The 20,726-nt window shown below is 60.6% G+C and carries 21 protein-coding genes; 9 read left to right on the top strand and 12 right to left on the bottom strand.

Annotated features, from left to right (window positions below):
- Positions 1-58: 58 nt before the first annotated feature.
- Entirely contained in the window at positions 59-4,345 is a 4,287-nt protein-coding gene (locus tag HU718_RS27155) for a DEAD/DEAH box helicase (protein WP_186614142.1), read from the bottom strand.
- A gap of 308 nt (positions 4,346-4,653) precedes the next feature.
- Here HU718_RS27155 and HU718_RS27150 point away from each other — a divergent pair, with 308 nt between their 5' ends.
- Positions 4,654-5,538, top strand: a complete 885-nt coding sequence (locus tag HU718_RS27150; protein WP_034155952.1) for a sugar nucleotide-binding protein — start codon at positions 4,654-4,656, stop codon at positions 5,536-5,538.
- On the top strand, positions 5,531-6,463 hold the full coding sequence (locus tag HU718_RS27145) for an NAD-dependent epimerase/dehydratase family protein (protein WP_150706787.1): 933 nt from the start codon (positions 5,531-5,533) through the stop codon (positions 6,461-6,463). Before HU718_RS27150 ends, HU718_RS27145 begins: the two co-directional genes overlap by 8 nt.
- A 468-nt stretch (positions 6,464-6,931) precedes the next feature.
- Here the strand turns inward: HU718_RS27145 and HU718_RS27140 are convergent, their stop codons facing one another.
- From HU718_RS27140 to HU718_RS29770, 8 genes are all read right to left on the bottom strand, one after another.
- Complete coding sequence (locus HU718_RS27140; RefSeq protein ID WP_123448294.1) at positions 6,932-7,630, bottom strand: OmpW/AlkL family protein; 699 nt, start codon at positions 7,628-7,630, stop codon at positions 6,932-6,934.
- 222 nt (positions 7,631-7,852) lie between these two features.
- Positions 7,853-8,371, bottom strand: a complete 519-nt coding sequence (locus HU718_RS27135; protein ID WP_102899949.1) for a DUF3299 domain-containing protein — start codon at positions 8,369-8,371, stop codon at positions 7,853-7,855.
- A gap of 11 nt (positions 8,372-8,382) precedes the next feature.
- The gene (locus HU718_RS27130; protein WP_158959674.1) at positions 8,383-9,648 is read right to left on the bottom strand and encodes an ABC transporter permease; all 1,266 of its coding nucleotides are present in this window, start codon (positions 9,646-9,648) and stop codon (positions 8,383-8,385) included.
- 1 nt (position 9,649) lies between these two features.
- Positions 9,650-10,360, bottom strand: a complete 711-nt coding sequence (locus tag HU718_RS27125; RefSeq protein WP_016984101.1) for an ABC transporter ATP-binding protein — start codon at positions 10,358-10,360, stop codon at positions 9,650-9,652.
- 139 nt (positions 10,361-10,499) lie between these two features.
- A complete protein-coding gene (locus HU718_RS27120) occupies positions 10,500-11,093 on the bottom strand; it encodes a DUF2796 domain-containing protein (RefSeq protein WP_186614140.1) in 594 nt (197 codons plus the stop codon).
- A gap of 158 nt (positions 11,094-11,251) precedes the next feature.
- Positions 11,252-11,644 (bottom strand): hypothetical protein, encoded by a 393-nt coding sequence (locus tag HU718_RS27115; RefSeq protein WP_225936827.1) that lies wholly within the window; start codon positions 11,642-11,644, stop codon positions 11,252-11,254.
- Between the two features lie 170 nt (positions 11,645-11,814).
- Entirely contained in the window at positions 11,815-12,762 is a 948-nt protein-coding gene (locus HU718_RS27110) for a CHAP domain-containing protein (RefSeq protein ID WP_150706790.1), read from the bottom strand.
- Positions 12,759-13,340 carry a PAAR domain-containing protein gene (locus HU718_RS29770; RefSeq protein ID WP_224795156.1) on the bottom strand — a complete coding sequence of 194 codons (582 nt, stop codon included), beginning with the start codon at positions 13,338-13,340 and terminating at the stop codon, positions 12,759-12,761. Before HU718_RS29770 ends, HU718_RS27110 begins: the two co-directional genes overlap by 4 nt.
- A 125-nt stretch (positions 13,341-13,465) precedes the next feature.
- Between HU718_RS29770 and HU718_RS27095 the strand changes: the two genes are divergently transcribed.
- Positions 13,466-13,822, top strand: a complete 357-nt coding sequence (locus HU718_RS27095) for a hypothetical protein (protein WP_016984106.1) — start codon at positions 13,466-13,468, stop codon at positions 13,820-13,822.
- 112 nt (positions 13,823-13,934) lie between these two features.
- On the opposite strand, the gene trxA is transcribed toward HU718_RS27095, so the two are convergent.
- From trxA to HU718_RS27080, 3 genes are all read right to left on the bottom strand, one after another.
- Positions 13,935-14,807 (bottom strand): thioredoxin, encoded by an 873-nt coding sequence (gene trxA, locus HU718_RS27090; RefSeq protein WP_016984107.1) that lies wholly within the window; start codon positions 14,805-14,807, stop codon positions 13,935-13,937.
- Positions 14,808-14,989: 182 nt separating this feature from the next.
- Positions 14,990-15,646 (bottom strand): class I SAM-dependent methyltransferase, encoded by a 657-nt coding sequence (locus tag HU718_RS27085; protein WP_186614136.1) that lies wholly within the window; start codon positions 15,644-15,646, stop codon positions 14,990-14,992.
- Entirely contained in the window at positions 15,643-16,107 is a 465-nt protein-coding gene (locus HU718_RS27080) for a YbaY family lipoprotein (protein WP_186614134.1), read from the bottom strand. Before HU718_RS27080 ends, HU718_RS27085 begins: the two co-directional genes overlap by 4 nt.
- A 128-nt stretch (positions 16,108-16,235) precedes the next feature.
- On the opposite strand from HU718_RS27080, the gene nrdR reads away from it, so the two are divergent.
- From nrdR to nusB, 6 genes are all read left to right on the top strand, one after another.
- Positions 16,236-16,700, top strand: coding sequence for a transcriptional regulator NrdR (gene nrdR / locus HU718_RS27075; RefSeq protein ID WP_007910946.1), 465 nt, complete (start codon positions 16,236-16,238; stop codon positions 16,698-16,700).
- Positions 16,697-17,830, top strand: a complete 1,134-nt coding sequence (gene ribD, locus HU718_RS27070) for a bifunctional diaminohydroxyphosphoribosylaminopyrimidine deaminase/5-amino-6-(5-phosphoribosylamino)uracil reductase RibD (RefSeq protein WP_186614132.1) — start codon at positions 16,697-16,699, stop codon at positions 17,828-17,830. Before nrdR ends, ribD begins: the two co-directional genes overlap by 4 nt.
- 47 nt (positions 17,831-17,877) lie before the next feature.
- Entirely contained in the window at positions 17,878-18,540 is a 663-nt protein-coding gene (locus HU718_RS27065; protein ID WP_150694725.1) for a riboflavin synthase, read from the top strand.
- A 16-nt stretch (positions 18,541-18,556) separates the two neighbouring features.
- Positions 18,557-19,648, top strand: coding sequence for a bifunctional 3,4-dihydroxy-2-butanone-4-phosphate synthase/GTP cyclohydrolase II (ribBA, locus tag HU718_RS27060; RefSeq protein WP_150706795.1), 1,092 nt, complete (start codon positions 18,557-18,559; stop codon positions 19,646-19,648).
- 91 nt (positions 19,649-19,739) lie between these two features.
- Positions 19,740-20,216 (top strand): 6,7-dimethyl-8-ribityllumazine synthase, encoded by a 477-nt coding sequence (gene ribH, locus HU718_RS27055; RefSeq protein WP_003228649.1) that lies wholly within the window; start codon positions 19,740-19,742, stop codon positions 20,214-20,216.
- Positions 20,213-20,713 carry a transcription antitermination factor NusB gene (gene nusB, locus HU718_RS27050; RefSeq protein ID WP_039761889.1) on the top strand — a complete coding sequence of 167 codons (501 nt, stop codon included), beginning with the start codon at positions 20,213-20,215 and terminating at the stop codon, positions 20,711-20,713. The genes ribH and nusB overlap by 4 nt, the downstream gene beginning before the upstream one ends.
- Positions 20,714-20,726: the final 13 nt, after the last annotated feature.

Here is a 20,726-nt window from a genome sequence, read left to right as displayed (position 1 = left end):
GGAACGCGATCAAACTGTGGGAGCGAGCCTGCTCGCGAAGACTTCAGCCCAAACACCCTCAATGCCGGATCAATTTGCCGCGCACATGCTCCATATCAATCTGATCCAGTTCCAGCCAAAACTGCTGCTTGCCGGCAATATCCGCCGCCGCCGGCAACCCATCGCGATACACCAACCGATTACTCACCAACGCCGGCACTTTTACCCCCGGCAACAACGTCCCGGCCAGATTCAGCGGATCCACCCCGCACACCGCCACCAGACTGCCGTCATGCGGCCGCCGTCGCACTTCGCGCAACAACGGAATCGCCTCGGGCAAGGCAAACTGTTCCCCCGCCAAACCACTGACAAACCGCCCGCCACGAATCTCGCCGCGCGCTTCCAGCCGATGAAACGTGCGCAGCAATTCGCGCCAACTCGGCAACCAGTCCGCCTCGCGCTCCAGCAATCTCCAGAACACCACGCCATAGCGCCGCAACAACGTCATCGCGACGTGCTCCAGGGTTTCGCTGTTATCCACAGCCGCCCCGCGCCGCAGCAAGGCCCAGCGCCCGGCGTCATCCATTCCACCGATAAAAGCGCCGCGCCCACGGCGACTGCTGCGCTGCTGGCGCTTGCTTGCCGGGGTGATCAATGCGCGCAGGCCTGCGAAGCTGTCGGCGTTCACCAAGCCGGCGCCGACCAGTTCCTGCAAGGCGATTTCCAGCTCGGTGCGCAGCAGGTGCGCTTCATGAATCAGCTCATCGAAAAACAGCGCGCCGTGCTGACTCAAGGCTTCAAATACCTTCTGGGTTTTCGGCGAGAGTTCGCTCACTGGGGTCTGTTCGGCCAGCGCACTCCATAGGCCGACCTGACTACGCGGTAGCAACACAATCGGCGTGCTGCGCAATGCCGTGCCACTGACTTTTTGCCGGGCACTGAGGCGCGTCCACACCAGTTTGCCGTTGCGGCACAGCTCATCCAGCCAGCTCGGTGAGTAGTCCTTGAGCCGCGCCGGGAGGAGGTCGCTGTCCCACGCCGAAGCCGCCGCTGCGTAGCCTTCGAACTGGCCGACAATCGCCGGCAATACGGTGCTGCCCTGGCCGCGCGTCGAGGGCGACAGATGCTGCCAGTCGAACAGAAACCGCATGAAATCCTGCAACGCCACCGGTTCGATTTCCCGGCGCAGGCGCTTGACCGTGTAGCGATGAATGCGCGCGAGCAGGTGGCGTTCACACCATTCCTCGACATTGAGTTTCGGCGTGAATTGACCACGCAGCACATAACCTTCGCGCTCCAGTTGTGCGAGGGTCTGATGGACTTGCGCGGCCGGCAATGCGAGCGGTTCGGCGATGGCGGGCAATGGCAGTGGGCCGAACGCACCGAGTCGCGCGCGGAGCACTTCGACCAAGGCCTCGTCGAACGTCCAGGCTTCATCGAACCCCGGTAACGCCTCCAGTTCGTCTTGCAATTTGGCCTGTGGATAAAGCGCTTGCAGACAGGTCAGGCGTTCGCGGGCCAGCCACAAGCCATGCTCGGAGTCGATCTGCAAACGGCAGGCGCGCCCGCTGCGGGCCAGGGTTTCCAGCCATGCGCGCCAGCCCTCATTCGCTTGCACTTCCCCCTCGCTGACGCATGCAAGGCTCATCAGCGCTTCATGCATTTCATCCACAGCGTTCGGCGTCGGCCAGGCTTCTTCGCGCACGGCGTTAATAGCGTCCGCGTCCAGCGCACCGAGGTCATCGGTCGATTGCGGATCGCTCCAGCGGCGGTTGATCACCGCTTGGGTGCGACGTTCTTCCAGCGGTGCATCGTCAAGAAAGGTGTACGGCCGCGCACTGAGAATTTCTGCGGCGAGCGGCGAGGGCGCCGGCAGATCGCGACTGATCAAACGCACCTCGCCACGCTCCATGCGCCGCAGCAGATTCAGCCAGCCTTCGCTGTCCATCGCTTCATGCAGGCAATCGTCGAGGGTTTGCTCGATCAGTGGATGCTCGGGAATTTCCCGTTCGCCGGCGAGGTTTTCCAGGCAGGCGATCTGGTCGGGAAACACGCTGGCAATCAGGTCTTCGCTTTTCATCCGCTGCAACTGCGGGGCGACTTTGCGCCCACCGGTAAAACGCGGCAGCGCCAACGCGACCCCGGCATTCCAGCGCCAGCGCACGCCGAACAACGGCGCATCAAGCACAGCCTGAATGAGGATGTGCTCGGCACTGTTGCTGTGCAGGTAACGCCAGATCTCATCGAGTTCAAAGCTGTGGCTGGTGGACAGCGACAGCACGATCGCGTCTTCGCTGGCAGCAGCCTGCAATTCGAAATTGAAGGTGCGGCAGAAACGCTTGCGCAGGGCCAGACCCCACGCGCGGTTGATACGGCTGCCGAACGGCGAATGGATGATCAATTGCGTGCCGCCGGATTCGTCGAAAAACCGCTCCATCAGCAGCGTGTCCTGCGAGGGCAGGGCGCCGAGGGTCTGACGGGTGCGGGCGAGGTATTCGACCAGTTGTTCGGCGCTGGCGCGGTTGAGGCCGAGGGTATGCGTCAGCCAGTCGAGCGCTGGTTGCAGATTGCCGGGGCTGGCGCCGAGCAGTTCGTCGAGCTGCGCTTGCAGACGTGCCACGGCGAACGACAACTCATCACTGCGTCCCGGCGCTTCACCAAGCCAGAAGGGAATGGTCGGCGGCTGGCCGTGGGCATCCTCGACGCGCACCTTGCCAGTTTCCACACGCAGGATCCGATACGACGTATTGCCGAGCTGGAACACATCGCCAGCGATGCTTTCCACCGCGAAGTCTTCGTTGACGCTGCCGATGTTCAGGCCTTGCGGCTCCAGCATGACACTGTAATCGGCGTTGTCGGGGATGGTGCCGCCGCTGGTCACGGCAGCGAGTTTCGCGCCACGGCGGCCACGCAGGGTGCGGCTGACGGCGTCGCGGTGCAGGTAGGCGCTGCGGATGCCCTGGCGACCGTTGTAGCCCTCGGCGAGCATGCTCAGCAGGGCCTGATAGTGTTTTTCGTCGAGATCGCAGTAGGGCGAGGCTTGACGGAACATCGCGAGCAAGGCGTCTTCTGACCATTCCTGACAACTGACCTCGGCGATGATTTGCTGGGCGAGTACATCCAGCGGTGCTTCGGGGATGTGCAGGGTATCGAGTTCGCCACGGCGCACGCTGTCGAGCAGGGCGGCGCATTCGATCAGGTCATCGCGGGTGGTGGCGAACAACCGACCCTTGGGCGTACCGCCGACCTGGTGACCGGAGCGGCCGACCCTTTGCAGAAACCCGGCGATGGAGCGGGGTGAGGCGATCTGGCAGACCAGATCGACTTCACCAATATCGATGCCCAATTCCAGCGACGCGGTAGCGATCAGCACTTGCAGTTCACCACGTTTGAGGCGTTGTTCGGCGTCGAGGCGAAACTCCTTGGCCAGACTGCCGTGGTGCGCCGCCACTGCGTGCTTGCCGAGGCGTTCGCTGAGGTGTCGGCTCAGGCGCTCGGCGAGGCGCCGCGTGTTGACGAAAATCAGCGTGGTGCGGTGCTCGCGGGCAAGTTCGGCGAGGCGGTCGTAGACCCGTTCCCAGACATCGTTGGCCATGACTGCCGACAACGGCACGGGCGGTACTTCGATGCCCAGGTCCCGTGGCCGCGCGTGGCCGATGTCGATGATTTCGCAGGGACGGTCGTGGCCGACGAGAAATTGCGCCACCGCTTCCACCGGTTTCTGCGTGGCGGACAGGCCGATGCGGGTCAGTGGTTCGCTGCATAACGCTTGTAGTCGCTCAAGGCTCAGGGCCAGATGACTGCCGCGTTTGCCGGCGGCCATCGCGTGGATTTCATCGATGATCACCGTGCGCGTGGTGCCGAGCATTTTCCGCCCGGATTCGGATCCGAGCAGCACATAGAGGGATTCCGGCGTGGTCACCAGAATGTGCGGCGCCGATTTGCGCATGGCCGCGCGCTCTTTCTGTGGGGTGTCACCGGTGCGCACGGCGGTGGTGACGTGTACTTCCGGAAGGTTCATTTGCCGCAGCTGTTCGGTGATTCCGGCCAGTGGATTTTGCAGATTGATGCGGATGTCGTTGGACAGCGCCTTGAGCGGCGAGACGTAAACTACAAGCGTTTCGTCGGGCAGGCCGTCGGGGTTTTCCAGGCCACGGTGGACGAGGTCGTCGAGCACGGCGAGAAATGCGGTGAGGGTTTTGCCCGAGCCGGTGGGCGCGGCGATCAGGGTAGAACGACGCTGGCGGATCAACGGCCATGCACGGGCCTGGGCGGCGGTGACCGTCGGGAAAGTCTTGCTGAACCAGGCGCTGACGGCGGGGTGAAAGCCTGCCAGGGCCGCGTCCGTGGGGATGGGCAGATTCATGGCTTAAGTTATGCGGGCGCGGATGGGAAGATGCAAGTACCGCTGGGATCTTCAGCGTCTGGCCGGCTCTCTTCGCGAGCAGGCTCGCTCCCACAGTGGATTTTTGTGCACCGCAAAATCCCATGTGGGAGCGAGCCTGCTCGCGAAGGGGCCGGTCGGGACGACACAAATCCCGGCGATCTACACTTTACGGATGACGGTTGCGCACTAAACCCGCAAAATGCAACGATTCCGGCAATTATCGACGACGGTTCCACGAGATCCGTCGCTAAAGCCATCGTTCCAATCAGACTGGGCCTGCTGACTCTATGCGAATGCGCCTTATGTTACTGGGCGGCGGAAATGCCCTTGGGCAGGCGCTGATTCGCCTCGGTGCAGAGGAAGACATCGGTTTCCTCGCCCCCCGCCCGCCCGAAAACGGCTGGGATGCCGCGAGCCTGACCCAATTGCTCGACGACACCCGTCCCGATGCATTGATCAACCTCGCCTACTATTTCGACTGGTTCCAGGCCGAAACCGTCAGCGAAAGCCGTATGGCCGGGCAGGAACGTGCGATCGAGCGTCTGGCCGAATTGTGCCAGCACCACAACATCGTCCTCGTCCAGCCCTCCAGTTATCGGGTGTTCGATGGTTCGCGTGCCACGGCGTACAGCGAAAAAGACGAACCGGTGCCACTGGGGCTGCGTGGTCAGGCGTTGTGGCGGATCGAACAAAGCGTTCGCGCCACTTGCCCGCAACATGTCCTGCTACGTTTCGGCTGGCTGCTCGATGACAGCCCGGATGGCACCCTCGGGCGTTTCCTCGCACGTGCCGAGCAACCGGACGAATTGCTGTTGGCGGATGACCGCCGTGGCAACCCGACGCCGGTCGACGATGCCGCGCGAGTGATCATTTCGGTGCTCAAGCAACTCGACTGCGCAGCGCCACTGTGGGGCACTTATCACTACGCCGGCCACGAAGCAACCACGCCGCTGGCGCTGGGTCAGGCGATTCTGACCGAAGCGCGCAGCCTGCACGCCCTGGCCATCGAAGCGCCGACCGCCCAGGCTCACGCCGCGCGGCCGGACGCTGCCGAAGAGCCGCAACACGCGGTGCTGGCCTGCAAGAAAATTCTGCACACTTTCGGGATCAAACCGCGCGCCTGGCGTGCCGCACTCCCGGGCTTACTGGATAGGTTCTACCGTCATGGCTGAAGGGACTGTTTTAATCACCGGCGGCGCTGGCTTCATTGGCTCGCACCTGACCGATGCGTTGCTCGCCAAGGGACATTCGGTGCGCATCCTCGACGACTTGTCGACCGGCAAGCGCAGCAACCTGCCGCTGGATAATCCAAAGCTTGAGCTGATTGTCGGTGATGTTGCCGATGCGGCGCTGGTGGCCAAGGCCATGCACGGCTGCAGCGCGGTCGCTCACCTGGCGGCCGTGGCTTCGGTGCAGGCCTCGGTGGATGATCCGGTGAAAACTCACCAGAGCAATTTCATCGGCACGCTGAACGTCTGCGAAGCCATGCGTCTGGCCGGGGTCAAACGGGTGTTGTATGCCTCCAGTGCGGCGGTGTACGGCAACAACGGCGAGGGCGAGTCGATTGATGAAGACACGCCCAAAGCGCCGCTGACGCCGTACGCCTCGGACAAACTGGCGGGCGAGCACTATTTCGATTTCTATCGCCGCCAGCATGGCCTGGAACCGGTGGTTTTCCGCTTCTTCAATATCTTCGGCCCGCGTCAGGATCCGTCCTCGCCGTACTCCGGGGTGATCAGCATCTTCAGCGAGCGCGCGCAGAAAGGTCTGCCGATTACCGTGTTCGGCGATGGTGAGCAGACGCGTGATTTCCTCTATGTCGAAGATCTGGTCGATCTGCTGGTTCAGGGGATCGAAAAGCCTGAGGTCGAAGTCGGCCCGGTGAACGTCGGCTGGAATCAGGCAATGAGCCTCAAGCAGATGCTTGAAGCACTGCAAGCGGTGGTCGGTGAGCTGCCGCCGATCAGCTATGGCCCGGCGCGTTCCGGCGATATCCGTCACTCGCGGGCGAACAACGCTCGCTTGCTGGAGCGCTTCAAACTGCCACAGCAGACGCCGATGAGCGTGGGGCTGGCGCGGTTGTTGGGGCGCTCCTGAAAAGAGCCCCTCACCCTAACCCTCTCCCAGAGGGAGAGGGGACTGACCGTAGCGTTTGTGAGAAATGCGCCGACGTGAGATACCGAGTTGAGCTCAGATTTTGAAGAGCACACAAATCGGCTCCCTCTCCCGGGGGATAGGTGACTGATCGAGGTGTTCTTTCGAGTCAAACCGACCTGAAATATCGAGTCGAACTCGGATTTGAAAAGCACCCAAATCGGCTCCCTTTCCCCCTCTCCCTGAGGGAGAGGGCTGGGGTGAGGGGGATGATCCAACTCACGCCACACATTTGCGGCAGACATGAAAAAGGCGCCCTTTGACAGGCGCCTTTTTCACGGCCGGAATATGTCGCTACTCCTGTGGCGAGGGGATGTTATCCCCCGATCAACTGCGTACGGTCGCCGTCAGTTCTATGCCTGCTCACCACCAAGCCTCATTCACCACCACGTGAACGTTCGGTAACTCGACTTAGAACTTATAGCCCAAACCGACCATGTAGATGAACGGATCCACATCGACATTCACCCGTGCACGTGTGCCCGGCGCAACCGCGTTGTTCTCGACGGTGGCGCGGGTATCGATGTCGATGTAGCGCACTTGGGCGTTGAGCATGATGTTGTCGGTCAGCATGTAGTCTGCGCCGACCTGCCAGGCCAGACCCCAGGAGTTTTTTGCCTTGAAATTGCTGAAACCGTTGGCGCTGGCTTCACTGCCAACGTGCTCGTCGTAGATCCAGGTGTAGTTGATGCCACCGCCGACGTAGGGCTGGAACGGCGACTTCGAGTCCAGCGGGTAGTACACAACGCTGAGGGTTGGCGGCAGGTGTTTCAGGGTGCCGAGCTTGCCGTTGGCCGCTGGCAGGGCAGTGCCCTTGAGTTTGACGTCATGCTCAAACGGCGTGGCCGCGAGCAGTTCGAGGCCGACGTGATCGGTCAGCATGTAGGCGAAGTTGAGACCCAGTTGGGTGTCGCTGCTCATGGTCGCCTTGCCGCCCAGATTAGCGCCGCTCAACGGACCCTGATCGACCTTGACGCTGGAGCTGTCGGCCTTCGGGTTGACGGTGATTGCACCGGCGCGGATGAGGATGTCACCGGCTTCGTGGGCGTGGGCGAGCGGGGCTGCGAGCGCGAGGGCAAACAGCGAAGCGCTGAGCAAGGACTTGTTCATGGGGGCTCCGAAAGGACGTTAAAAGTTTCTGATGTCCTATGGTACGAAACCAACTGATACGGTCTTTTGACTCAGCTCAATGAAACAGTGAAGGGGCGGGTTTCTGTGGAACCTTTGAGGGCCTATTCGCGAGCAGGCTCGCTCCCACCCTGGAATGTGATCACCTGTGGGAGCGAGCCTGCTCGCGAAGACGATGGATCAATCAACACAAAACCGCCGGATTCACTCCGGCAGCTCATAAACATAAATCTTGTCCGCATCCATCTGATACCCGGCATCCGCCAGTTCGCTGCTCGACGCCTTGACCTGCAACGGTCCTTCGACCCAGTACGGCTGATACAGCTCATCCAGCTTCACGCCCAACTCGCTTTTCACATGCACGATCTGGTTCGACGGCGGTGGAGGAACATGGATGCACGCGCCGAAGTACGGCACCAGCAAAAAGTCTGTGGTGCGCCCCTCTTCATTGACTTCCAGCGGCACGATGTAGCCCGGCAAGCGAATATTCTGACCGTCGAGAGCCTTCACCACCGGCGCATTCGGCATGTCCTGTTTCGCCGCTGGTGCGGATTCGGCAGACAGCGCATCGCCCATCTTCGACAGGTCATGCAGCGGGGTCATGTTCGGCACCTCCGGCGCGGCGTCCGGCGGAATCATTTCCGACCACGTCAGGTCTTTCGGCGCCGCTGCCCACACGGGCAGGGCGACCAGCAATAGCAGCGCAAGTAAGGCGCGGGGCATGGTGAACATCCTCATAAACGGATCGACAGGCCATCGGCCAGGGATTGGCGATAAGCGCGCCAGGCCGGCACGCTGCCCATCAGCAGCGCGGCGGCCAGAATGCCACCGAGCAGCGTCCATTCATACTCGCTCGGCCACGCCAGCGGCAGATACAAACCGTAATTGGCCTGCACATAACCTTGCGCAGCGGCGATGCCGATGTACAACAGCGCCAGCCCGGCAATCACACCGGTCAGCGCCAGTGCGAAAGCTTCGAGCACCAGCAGACTCGCGATGTGCCACGGTCGCGCACCGACCGAACGTAGAATCGCCATCTCGCGGCGCCGCTCGTTAAGGCTGGTGAGAATCGCCGTGAGCATGCCGATCAACCCGGTCAGCACCACAAACAGCGAGACCACGAACAACGCTTTTTCAGCGGTGCTCATCAGGCTCCACAATTCTTGCAACGCTACGCCCGGCAGGATCGCCAGCATCGGTTCGCCACGGAATTCGTTGATCTCGCGTTGCAGCGCAAACGTGGAAATCTTGCTGTTGAGGCCGAGCATGAATGCGGTGATTGCTTGCGGCGTCAGATCCATGTTGCGCGCCTGATCCGCCGTGATCCGGCCGTTACCTCGCGCGGGCACGCCGTTGTGCCAGTCGATATGAATGGCTTCCATGCCGCCGAGGCTGATGTGCAACGTGCGATCGACCGGCGTGCCGGTGCGCTTGAGAATGCCGACCACGGTGAACGGTTTGTCGTCGTGCTTGACCAGACTGATCGCGGCCACGCCGTGGGCCAGCACCAGTTTGTCACCGAGCTTGTAATGCAGCGCATCCGCGACCTCGGCACCCAGCACCACTTCAAAAGGATCGGTTGCAAACGCGCGACCATCGGCCAGTGCCAGGTGTTGCTGGCGACCGTACTGGTAATGCTCGAAATACGCTTCAGTGGTGCCCATCACCCGGTAGCCACGATGGGAGTCGCCGAGGGACATCGGGATCGCCCATTTCACTTTCGGGTTGTTGGCGAAGTGTTCGAAACTGTCCCAGCGAATGTTGTTGGTGGCGTTGCCGATGCGGAACACCGAGTACAGCAGCAGATTCACCGAGCCGGAGCGCGCGCCGACGATCAGGTCAGTGCCGCTGATGGTGCTGGCGAAACTGGCTTTGGCTTCGGTGCGTACGCGCTCGACGGCGAGCAGCAGGCACACCGACAGGGCAATGGCGAAGGCAGTGAGCAGGGCGGTAAAGCGGCGGTTGGCCAGGCTGGCCATGGCCAGACGAAACAGATACATCTCAGACCTCGGCAGACGTGGCGGCGCGATTGAGTTCGGCCAGGGACAGGTGACGGTCGAACAGCGGCGCCAGGCTCTGATCGTGGCTGACGAACAGCAAGCTGGAACCGGCCTCGCGGCATTCGGCGAACAGCAGGCGAATGAAGTTTTCCCGAGCGTCGTAATCCAGCGCCGAAGTCGGTTCGTCGGCGATCACCAGCTCAGGCTGACCGATTAATGCACGGGCTGCAGCGACACGCTGTTGTTGGCCGATCGACAGCGAATCGGCGCGACGGCTGAGGATGCTTTCGTCTTTCAAGCCCAAGTGGGCGAGCAGGGTGGCGGCGGCTTGATCGACGCTGCCGTGGCGCTGTTTCGCTCGCTGAGCACGCAGTTTCGAGAAGTGGCACGGCAGCTCAACGTTCTCGCGGACCGAGAGAAACGGCAGCAGGTTGAACTGCTGGAAGATGTAGCCGGTGTGATCGACGCGAAACGTATCGCGAGCGCCGGCAGAGAGTTCGGTGAGTTCCTGGCCGAGCAGGCGAATGCTGCCGCGACCGGGCTTCTGCACGCCACCGAGCAAACCGAGCAGGGTGGTCTTGCCGCTGCCGCTGGGGCCCTTGAGGAACAGGGTTTCGCCGGCTTCCAGACGAAACGCCGGGATGTCCAGCAATGGCGGGTGACCGGGCCAATTGAAGCCCAGGTCGGACAGTTCGATGAGTGCTTGGGTCATGGCACCAGTTTCATGGTTGGACACTGAACCCTTGTGGGAGCGAGCCTGCTCGCGAATGCAATCTGACAGTCAACCTTGATGTCGACTGATGCACCGCTTTCGCGAGCAGGCTCGCTCCCACAGGGGATTTTCGGTGTGATCAGAATTTCAGCGAGGCAGCCTTGGCCGTCACTTCGGTACCTTGCTGGCCGCTGGCGCTGATCAGTTGTACCTGAATTTTCTGCGTCGCCGGGAAGGTATTGAAGACATTAGCCAGATCCAGCGTCTTCAACGCACCCGGTGTGGCGCAGCTGAATTGGTAATGCGCGTGGATTTCGCTGTGGTCGTGGTGATGCTCGTGACCGTCCTTGTCCGCTTCATCTTCATCATGGTCGTCGGCATCTGGCTTGTCGCCGAACAGCGGACTTTCCAGTTCCTGGCTGACCACTTTGCAACCGGCAGCGGCGGGCAGGCTGAACAGGGCCAAGGGTTTTTCCAGTTGCGCACGCGCGGCGGCAACTTTGGCCTTGTCGGCATCGCTGGTGGCGATGTGTTCGAAACCCACAAGGTTCATCGCCGGGCTTTCCAGCTCCAGCTCCAGGGTCTGACCATCGAGCGCGGCATTCAAACGACCAACGCCATGTTCATGCGCACCCAGGCTGCCGTGTTCATGGTCGTGGTCATGCTCATCAGCCGCATGGGCAATGGCCAGCGGCAACAGGGCAAACGGCAAAGCGAGCAACAGACGACGCATGGCGGTCTCCGGGAAGTAAAGTGAAGAGTTTGTTATGTAATCTTATAACGAAAGTGCGCAGAGTTTGCCCGTGCGCTCCGCTTTGCGCAAGACATGACTGAGCACCGCCCGAGGCAGATTCCGGGGCGGTGCTTAGATTGGAGGTCACACTTTTAGAGTCAGAAGCCTGCGCCGGGATACTCGAACCAGTGGTGTCCCGATAGCACGCGACTGATCAAATTTGTGTCGAGCATGTTCGGTGCATCGCGAGTGAAGCGCTGGCGCCAGGCGGGTAGCCACCAGTAATTGATGGCCGTTCCACGCGGCAGTATTACCAGTTTCATCACTTCCTGATCGATGCTGTGCTCTGTGTAGAGTTGATGGCTACGATCCATGAAGCCCATGTACTGACTGATCGGCAACTGGAACATCAATACGGTGGTGTAGATCTTTTCGCTCTGACTGAAAGTCGGGCTTTGCAGGATATGTAATGCTTCGCAGGCGTACGGCTGTGGCTGGCTGGCGATACTCTGGCCTTCGGGAGTGGAGAGAACATCGAAACGATCATCCATATCCCGCCAGTCTGTACGAAGGTTGCTCTCGAAGTAGTTGCGAATGAATACGCTAAGTGGTCCCGGTGCCGCGGTATCGTTTGTACAGGAAGAAAGATCGACAGGCGACCAGAAGCGCCACCCCATGATCAGCAGAAGGGGGATTGCAGGAAGTATCCAGAAAAGTCGTTTCATCTTGGCGTGCTGTGTTTGTACCGTCGAAAAATAGTGAAGTCATGGTCACCGCGTATTGCATTGCCTGCGGCGTTTCGAAAGCCTGCATCGTTGACTTCGACTTTCTCTCGGCCAGCGGAAATACAGACCCCATGGGTTAGCACGAAACCGACATGACCGCTGGCGTTAGAATAAGTGACAGCATACGCACCGATATCGCCGGGTAAAGGTGAACGCTCCACTTTCCAGGTGGCGAGAAGGCGTTCATCGTCAGCCCATTCACCTGCCACAGGTGGACTGACCTTCATCATTCCGGGCAGAAATTTTGACTTGCCGTGTTCAATCCACGCGACATTGATGCCGATCGAGGTCAGTACGTCATAGACGAAGAGGTTGCATTTGTTGGTTTCGGCTGCAAATGTCACCGTTTTATTGATAGTCGGGTGTGGCAACGATTCTTTGCTCTTGCCATATGCCCAGGTGGTGGAGCCACGATACGACAGCGCCGCCATCAATATTCGGCGCGGCATGTCCTGGATGACTACCTTGACGGTACGGGTCTCGTTCCTGCGTTTGACCCCGTACTCCACTTCGTAAAAAGTGTCATTTGAAACGGCACCGCTGGTGGACAAGGGCACTTTGACCCATGGCGAGACGGCGACGATCGACAAGGATTTTCCTTCGGTCAATGTGGCTGTGTGCATTGCCTTTGTCGCTCCCGATGCACCGACGATCTGGACAATAACTTCGTGGCTGTGGCGGTTTTTTATCGACGGCAATTTCTTTGTGCCCAAGGTTATTGCGGTTTGCTCCTTATCAGAGATGAGTGAGTAGATTCGGGGTTTGTCATCGTTCTGAATAATGTTGTCATCAATGACCAGCGCATCCACCAGCAACTGAAACTTGACTCCTTTGGGTGGCTGCATCAGAAAGTCTTTAAAGATCAGTTTGATTTCCGATTTCATGAAAGATCCTGATCAAGGGTTTCTTCGTAGGCGTAAAACGTCCATTCCGAGTCTTCACCGACCAACAGAGTGTCGTAATCCGCATGGTTTTCAACCGGGTGTTCGCAGCCTTCACCCGTGGCGTTGCAGGTGCTGTCCTGCAAGACGGCAACCTTTTTTCTGTCCTTGAGTTTGTACGCCAGTCCGGGTTTTTCGCTGTCGTCCAAGCGTTCAATGATCACTTGCAGATAACGGTACGAAGTCATCGCGACAACTGGTGAGCCCATGTCGATGGGGACAGGACGGCCTGTTCCGGCAAAACCACTGTGTTGTTGGGGAAGCAGCTTGTTGGACATGGGCGGGCAGCCGCAGGCGACATAGTCATCTACCAACGCTGCCGGGCCTGCAGGCAATATCAGTGTTCTTTCACCCACTGCCACGATCGGTCCCTTGCCGGGACCGCAAACCGGACAACTGGCGATTTGCCCAATGGAAGCGATGATTTTTCCTTCAATCTTGAGGTTTTCGTTTCCCTCAAGTATCACGCCGCCCGTCGAAGTCGGGCCTCCTTTTGACGCCAGCTTTCGTCCTGAAGACATGGGCATCCTTCCCATGGAAAAAACAAAAATGTAGTTGATAACTCTCGAACTGCCAGCTGCCTACACTTGGTGTTACACATGTCCCGTGGGAGCATGCAGGTCAGAAATGTACGGAGGCGAACTCAATGTTGCGGATACGCGGAACCGTCGGCGATGTGCCGGTGGATTTGACGGTGGAACTGGATGACAGCGACTGGGCGAAGCTGGGCTCAGCCCTTGGCGCACAGCCGCAGATAGCCCAAGCGGCGGCCGTGGCGGTGCCAGCGGCGAAACCGCAAAATCAGGACGATGCGTTGTGGCAGGTCGCCAGGGATTTACTGCGCAAGGCTGGCCAGCTCAGCGGGCCGGATCTGCTTGAGCAACTGGAAGGCCTGACCGGCAGCGCGGTGTCAGGCAAGCGCCTGCTGGTACGACTGCGCCACAGTTCGGACGTGAAAGTGGTGAGTGGCGGGGATACGCCGCTCTACAGCTGGATCGAGTGAACCGCAAAAGATCGCAGCCTGCGGCAGCTCCTGTAGATGCAGCGTTCATCCGCAAAATGCGCGGTGAACACAATCCCGTGTAGGAGCTGCCGAAGGCTGCGATCTTTTGATCTTAATAAAGCGCAGCAAACATCTTGCGGCGGTACACCGTCACCAGCGGATGATCGTTGCCCAGCAGCTCGAACACCTGCAGCAAGGTCTTGTGCGGCAGACCTTCGCCATAACTGCGGTTGCGGATGAACAGCTTGAGCAGCGCCTCCAGCGCCGCCTCGTATTGCTGGCGCGCCAGTTGCTGAATCGCCAGTTGATACACCGCTTCATCGTCCTGCGGATCTTTCGCCAGACGCGCTTTCAGGTCAGCTGCATCTGGCAGGTCACGCGCCAGACCGAGGAACTTGATCTGCGCCTTGGCCCCGGCCAGCGCGGCTTTGTGTTCGTCGCTCTTGACTGCATCCAGCACGGTTTGCGCTTCGTCCAGCTCGCCGCGTTCGGTCAGGCAGCGCGCGTAGAGGATCAGCGCCTTGGCGTTAGTGTTGTCTTCGGTGAGCATCACCACCAGCGCCGCTTCGGCGTCGGCGTAACGGCCGTCATCGAACAACGCCTGAGCCTGTTCGAACGGATCGGCGGCGGCCGGTGGCGGCATCTGTACATGCGGCTCAAGCAGGGCGCGCACGGCGGATTCCGGTTGTGCACCGGCAAAGCCGTCGACCGGTTGACCGTCCTTGAACAGCACCACGGTCGGCAGGCTGCGAATGCCGAAACGGGCGACGATGTCCTGCTCGATGTCGCAGTTGACCTTGGCCAGCAGCAACTCGCCCTGATAGCTCTCGGCAATGCCTTGCAGCATTGGCATCAGCGCCTTGCACGGCGCACACCATTCGGCCCAGAAATCCACCAGCACCGGTTTGTTGAAGGAAGCCTCGATCACCGACTGGTCGAAATCGGCCGTCGTGGCGTCGAAGATGTACGGCGTTTGCTCACTCATGGGGGATCTCGTAGAAGCGTGGATGGGGCAACTATACGGCTTGGTGGGGTGTGGCCGGAAGCGGGGCGGGTTCGAGAGGTGTGTTGCCTGACAGGACGCTTTCGCGAGCAGGCTCGCTCCCACCCTGGAATGTATTCCCCTGTGGGAGCGAGCCTGCTCCGGGCGGCGTTCCGACGAAGCTTTTAGTCACGCCGCGCGTGGTACAGGCTGACATGCCGAAATTCTTCCGGCTCCGCCAGATCCGGCAAGGTCATCGCCTCGAGCATTTCAATGCGCTCATACAGCGGATGCCGAAAATCCCTGACCCGCGAGTCCGCCACCAGCGCTTCACGGCCACGACTTAAAAACGCATCGAGCAACGGCAGATTCGCTCGGTCGTACAACACGTCCGCCACCAGAATCAGATCAAAGCGATCGGCTTCGGCAAAGAAGTCCGTCGAATAACTCATCTGCACATTATTGAGTTCGGCATTCGCCCGGCACGCGGCGATCGCCAGCGGATCGAGATCGCACGCCACCACTTCCAGCGCGCCGACCTTGACCGCCGCGATCCCGGCAATTCCGGAACCGGCGCCGAAATCCAGCACGCGCTTGCCGCGCACCCACTGCGGGAACTCCGCCAGGTAGCGCGCCACCGCCAGGCCACTGGCCCAGCAAAAACTCCAGTACGGCGGTTCATGCAGGATTCGCTGGGTTTCTTCCTGACTGAATTCGCGCGCCATGTTGTCGCCGTCGATCAGCCACAACTGCAAATCGGTGTCCGGTAACGCACAGGCTTTCAGTCTGGCGTCGCCGAGCAATTCACCCAGCGCCTGTTGCAGGTCGAGCGGTGCATTCATGGTGCTTTGACAAATTGCAGTTGGCCTAACGCTTGGGTGGTCGGCTGGGTGATGGTTTGCGACGGCAGATGCAGGATCAACTGGCCGGACTGACTGGCGCGGCCACGCAACTCAACCCGCGCACCGGCCGGGAAGGCGTCCGGGTTGAAGCGCAGGCGGAACGGCAGAATCTGGTTGTTGCCGATCAGGCTGGAACTGGCGAGCAGTTGTTGCGGGCGATCCTTCACGTCGATCACCAGCAATGCCAGTTCGACTTCGGCACCGGCCGGCACGCCTTGCAGGGTACCGCTCAATTCCCGTTGATAGGCCGGCAGCGGCCCAAGGTCGGCGGCCTCTTTGGCTTTTTTCTGCGCTTGCTGCGGCGCCGGGCTTGGCGTTGGCGGCTGGGGCTTGGGTGCATCGCTGCCACAGGCCACCAGCAGGCTGAAAAGACTGAGCAAAACGAGCGGACGTAACGGCATTGGATGCTCCGGCAAAATGAAATCCATGGATCAAACGATCATGCCGTTCTGTATACCGCAAAGCCTATGGCTTGTCTTGCCACCGGGATGCGCTACCATGGCCCTCCCTTTTTTTGTTGCCAGCCACCATGCACTGTCCCTTCTGCGGTGCCAACGACACCAAGGTCATCGACTCGCGTCTGGTCGCCGAGGGCGAACAGGTGCGCCGCCGGCGTGAATGCCTGGCCTGCGGCGAACGTTTCACGACGTTCGAGACGGCCGAACTGGTGTTGCCGCGCCTGATCAAAACCGACGGCAGCCGCCAACCGTTCGACGAAGAAAAACTCCGCGCCGGCATGCAACGCGCGCTGGAGAAACGTCCGGTGAGCGTCGAGCGGCTCGAATCCTCTCTGGTTCACATCAAGCACAAGCTGCGCGCCACCGGCGAACGCGAGGTCAAATCCCTTGTGGTCGGCGAACTGGTCATGGCCGAGCTGCAAAAGCTTGATGAAGTCGCCTACATCCGTTTCGCTTCGGTGTACAAGCGCTTCCAGGACCTCAACGAGTTCCGCGAAGAAATCGACCGCCTCGCCCGCGAACCGGTGAAAGAATGACCACCGCCGCCGAGCAGGCCATCCTCGATGCCCACTTCATGGCGCGCGCGCTGGAACTGGCGCGCAAAGGTCACTACACCACGCACCCCAATCCTCGGGTCGGTTGCGTGGTGGTGCGTGACGGCCAGATCGTCGGCGAAGGCTGGCATGAACGTGCCGGCGAACCGCACGCCGAAGTCCATGCCCTGCGCGCCGCCGGTGAGCTGGCCCGGGGCGCGACTGCTTATGTAACTCTCGAACCGTGCAGCCACCATGGCCGCACACCGCCGTGTGCCGATGCGCTGGTGAATGCCGGGGTTGTTCGGGTGGTTGCGGCGATGCGTGACCCGAATCCGCAAGTTGCCGGACGTGGTTTGCAGCGTCTGGCTGATGCCGGCATCGCCACTGAAAGCGGTGTGCTCGAAGCCGAAGCGCGCCAGCTCAATCAAGGTTTTCTGAAGCGCATGGAACACGGCTTGCCGTTCGTGCGGGTCAAGTTGGCCATGAGCCTCGACGGTCGCACGGCGATGGAAAGCGGCGAGAGTCAATGGATCACCGGTCCCGCTGCTCGTTCGGCTGTTCAGCGTTTGCGCGCTCAGGCCTCCGTGGTGCTGACCGGTGCCGATACCGTTCTGGCCGACGGGGCGCGCTTGACTGTTCGCGCTGACGAGCTCGGTCTGGACAGTGAGCAAACAGCGCTGGCCATGAGTCGCCCGCCGCTGCGCGTGTTGATTGACGGACGCCTGCGGGTGCCGCTGGATGCGCCGTTCTTCAAGGCCGGCCCGGCGTTGGTCGCCACCTGTGTCGCGATCGAAGAGCAATACGCTCACGGCCCCGAGTGCCTGATCGTGCCGGGTGATGACGGTCAGGTCGATCTGCATCAATTGCTGATCGAACTGGCCAACCGTGGCGTCAACGAGGTGCTGGTCGAGGCCGGTCCGCGTCTGGCCGGCGCTTTTGCTCAGCTTGGTCTGGTCGACGAGTTCGTGATCTTCATCGCCGGCAGGTTCCTCGGTTCTTCGGCGCGTCCGTTGCTGGACTGGCCGCTGGCCTATATGAAAGATGCGCCAGAGCTGAAAATCATCGAAATTCGCGCGGTGGGCGATGACTGGCGAGTCACTGCCATCCCTGCTCAAGCGGCGAGCGTATAATTCCCGGCCATCGCGTTAGCGCTGGCTCAGTTCTCAAGGAGAACCCCATGTTTACCGGCATCATCGAATCCATCGGCAGTATCCGCGCACTGACCCCAAAGGGTGGAGATGTGCGGGTCCATGTCGCCACCGGCAAGCTCGACCTGAGCGACGTCAAACTCGGCGACAGCATCGCGGTCAACGGCGTTTGCCTGACCGCCGTTGAGCTGCCGGGCGACGGCTTTGCCGCCGACGTCAGCCGCGAAACCCTCGACTGCACCGCTATGAATGACCTGAAAAGCGGCAGTCCGGTCAATCTGGAAAAGGCCCTGACCCCGACCACCCGTCTCGGCGGGCACCTGGTCAGCGGTCATGTCGACGGTGTCGGCGAAATCGTCTCGCGCAGCGACAATGCTCGTGCTGTCGAATTTCGCATTCGCGCGCCGAAAGAACTGGCCAAGTACATCGCCCACAAAGGCTCGATCACTGTCGACGGCACCAGTCTGACCGTGAACGAAGTCGATGGCGCCGAATTCATGCTGACGATCATTCCGCACACCCTGAGCGAAACCATCATGGCGTCCTACAAGCCAGGTCGCCGGGTGAATCTGGAGGTCGACTTGCTGGCGCGTTATCTGGAGCGTCTGCTGCTCGGCGACAAGGCTGCAGAGCCGAGCGCTGGCGGCATTACTGAAAGCTTTCTGGCCGCCAATGGCTACCTCAAATCCTGACTGAAGGGGGTGCCTTGTGGCGCTCAATAGCATCGAAGAACTGGTTGAAGACATCCGCCAAGGCAAGATGGTCATCCTCATGGATGACGAAGACCGCGAGAACGAAGGCGACCTGATCATGGCCGCCGAATGCTGCCAGGCCGAACACATCAACTTCATGGCCAAACACGCCCGTGGCCTGATCTGCATGCCGATGAGCCGCGAGCGCTGCGAACTGTTGAAGCTGCCACTGATGGCACCGCGCAACGGGTCCGGTTTCGGCACCAAGTTCACCGTCTCGATCGAAGCCGCCGAAGGCGTGACCACCGGCATCTCTGCCGCTGACCGTGCGCGCACCGTGCAAGCGGCGGCCGCCAAGGACGCCAAGGCTGAAGACATCGTCAGCCCGGGCCACATCTTCCCGCTGATGGCGCAGGCCGGCGGCACCCTCGCTCGTGCTGGCCACACCGAAGCCGCTTGCGACCTCGCGCGCATGGCCGGTTTCGAGCCAAGTGGCGTGATCTGCGAAGTGATGAACGACGACGGCACCATGTCCCGTCGTGCTGAGCTGGAAGCTTTTGCTGCCGAGCACAACATCAAGATCGGCACCATCGCCGACCTGATTCACTACCGGATGATCCACGAACGTACCGTTCAGCGGATTGCCGAGCAGCCACTGGACAGCGAACTGGGCCAATTCAACCTGGTGACCTATCGTGATTCGGTGGAAGGCGACGTGCACATGGCCCTCACGTTGGGCACTGTTTGCGCCGAAGAACCAACCCTGGTTCGCGTACACAACATGGATCCGCTGCGCGACCTGTTGATGGTCAAGCAACCGGGCCGCTGGAGCCTGCGCGCCGCCATGGCTGCGGTTGCCGAGGCGGGCAGCGGTGTGGTGCTGTTGCTCGGTCACCCGCTTGACGGCGACGTGCTGCTGGCGCACATCCGCGAAACCGCTGATCAGGCCGCGCCGAAAAAACCGACCACCTACAGCATCGTCGGTGCCGGTTCGCAGATCCTGCGTGACCTTGGTGTGCGCAAAATGCGCCTGATGTCTGCGCCAATGAAATTTAATGCGATATCCGGTTTCGATCTGGAAGTTGTAGAATACGTGCCCTCCGAATAATGACCGGTTGTTTCCGGACGCCAATTCGCGGCAAATAAATCACTGAGGGACGCGTAGCAGACGCGTCCCGGCTCTTTAAGAGAACTGACGAATGACCCTGAAGACCATCGAAGGTACCTTCATCGCCCCTAAAGGCCGCTACGCTTTGGTAGTGGGCCGTTTCAACAGCTTCGTGGTTGAAAGCCTGGTCAGCGGTGCAGTTGATGCCCTGGTTCGCCACGGCGTGAGCGAAAGCGACATCACCATCATCCGCGCACCTGGCGCCTTCGAAATCCCGCTGGTAGCGCAGAAAGTCGCCCAGAAAGGTGAATTCGCAGCCATCATCGCCCTCGGCGCGGTCATTCGTGGCGGTACTCCGCACTTCGAATATGTGGCAGGCGAGTGCACCAAGGGTCTGGCCCAGGTCTCCATGGAGTTCGGCGTTCCGGTTGCTTTCGGCGTCCTGACCGTTGATTCCATCGAGCAAGCCATCGAACGTTCCGGCACCAAGGCCGGTAACAAAGGTGCCGAAGCTGCCCTGTCCGCTCTGGAAATGGTCAGCCTGCTGGCACAGTTGGAGGCCAAGTGATTAGCGACGAAAGCGATCGTTTCAACCCGCGCGATCCAAAACCTGCGGATGCCGGCAAGCCCTCGAAAAGCGTCAAGCGTCGCGAAGCACGTCAGCTCGCGACTCAAGCGCTGTACCAGTGGCACATGGCCAAGCAATCGCTGAACGAGATCGAAGCGCAGTTTCGCGTTGATAACGATTTCACCGATGTCGACGGTGCATACTTCCGCGAAATCCTCCACGGGGTTCCGCAGTTCAAGACCGAAATCGACACCGCCCTGACGCCTTGCCTGGATCTGGCGATCGAAGAGCTGGACCCGGTTGAACTGGCCGTTCTGCGCCTGTCGACCTGGGAACTGCTCAAGCGCGTCGACGTGCCGTACCGCGTGGTGATCAACGAAGGTATCGAGCTGGCGAAAGTCTTCGGTTCGACCGACGGCCACAAGTTCGTCAACGGTGTGCTCGACAAGCTGGCCCCGCGCCTGCGTGAAGCTGAAGTGAAGGCGTTCAAGCGCTGAAACGCGCTTGATA

The organism is Pseudomonas tensinigenes, from assembly GCF_014268445.2.
GTDB lineage: Bacteria > Pseudomonadota > Gammaproteobacteria > Pseudomonadales > Pseudomonadaceae > Aquipseudomonas > Aquipseudomonas tensinigenes.
This window is presented reverse-complemented; position numbering and strand designations above follow the sequence as displayed.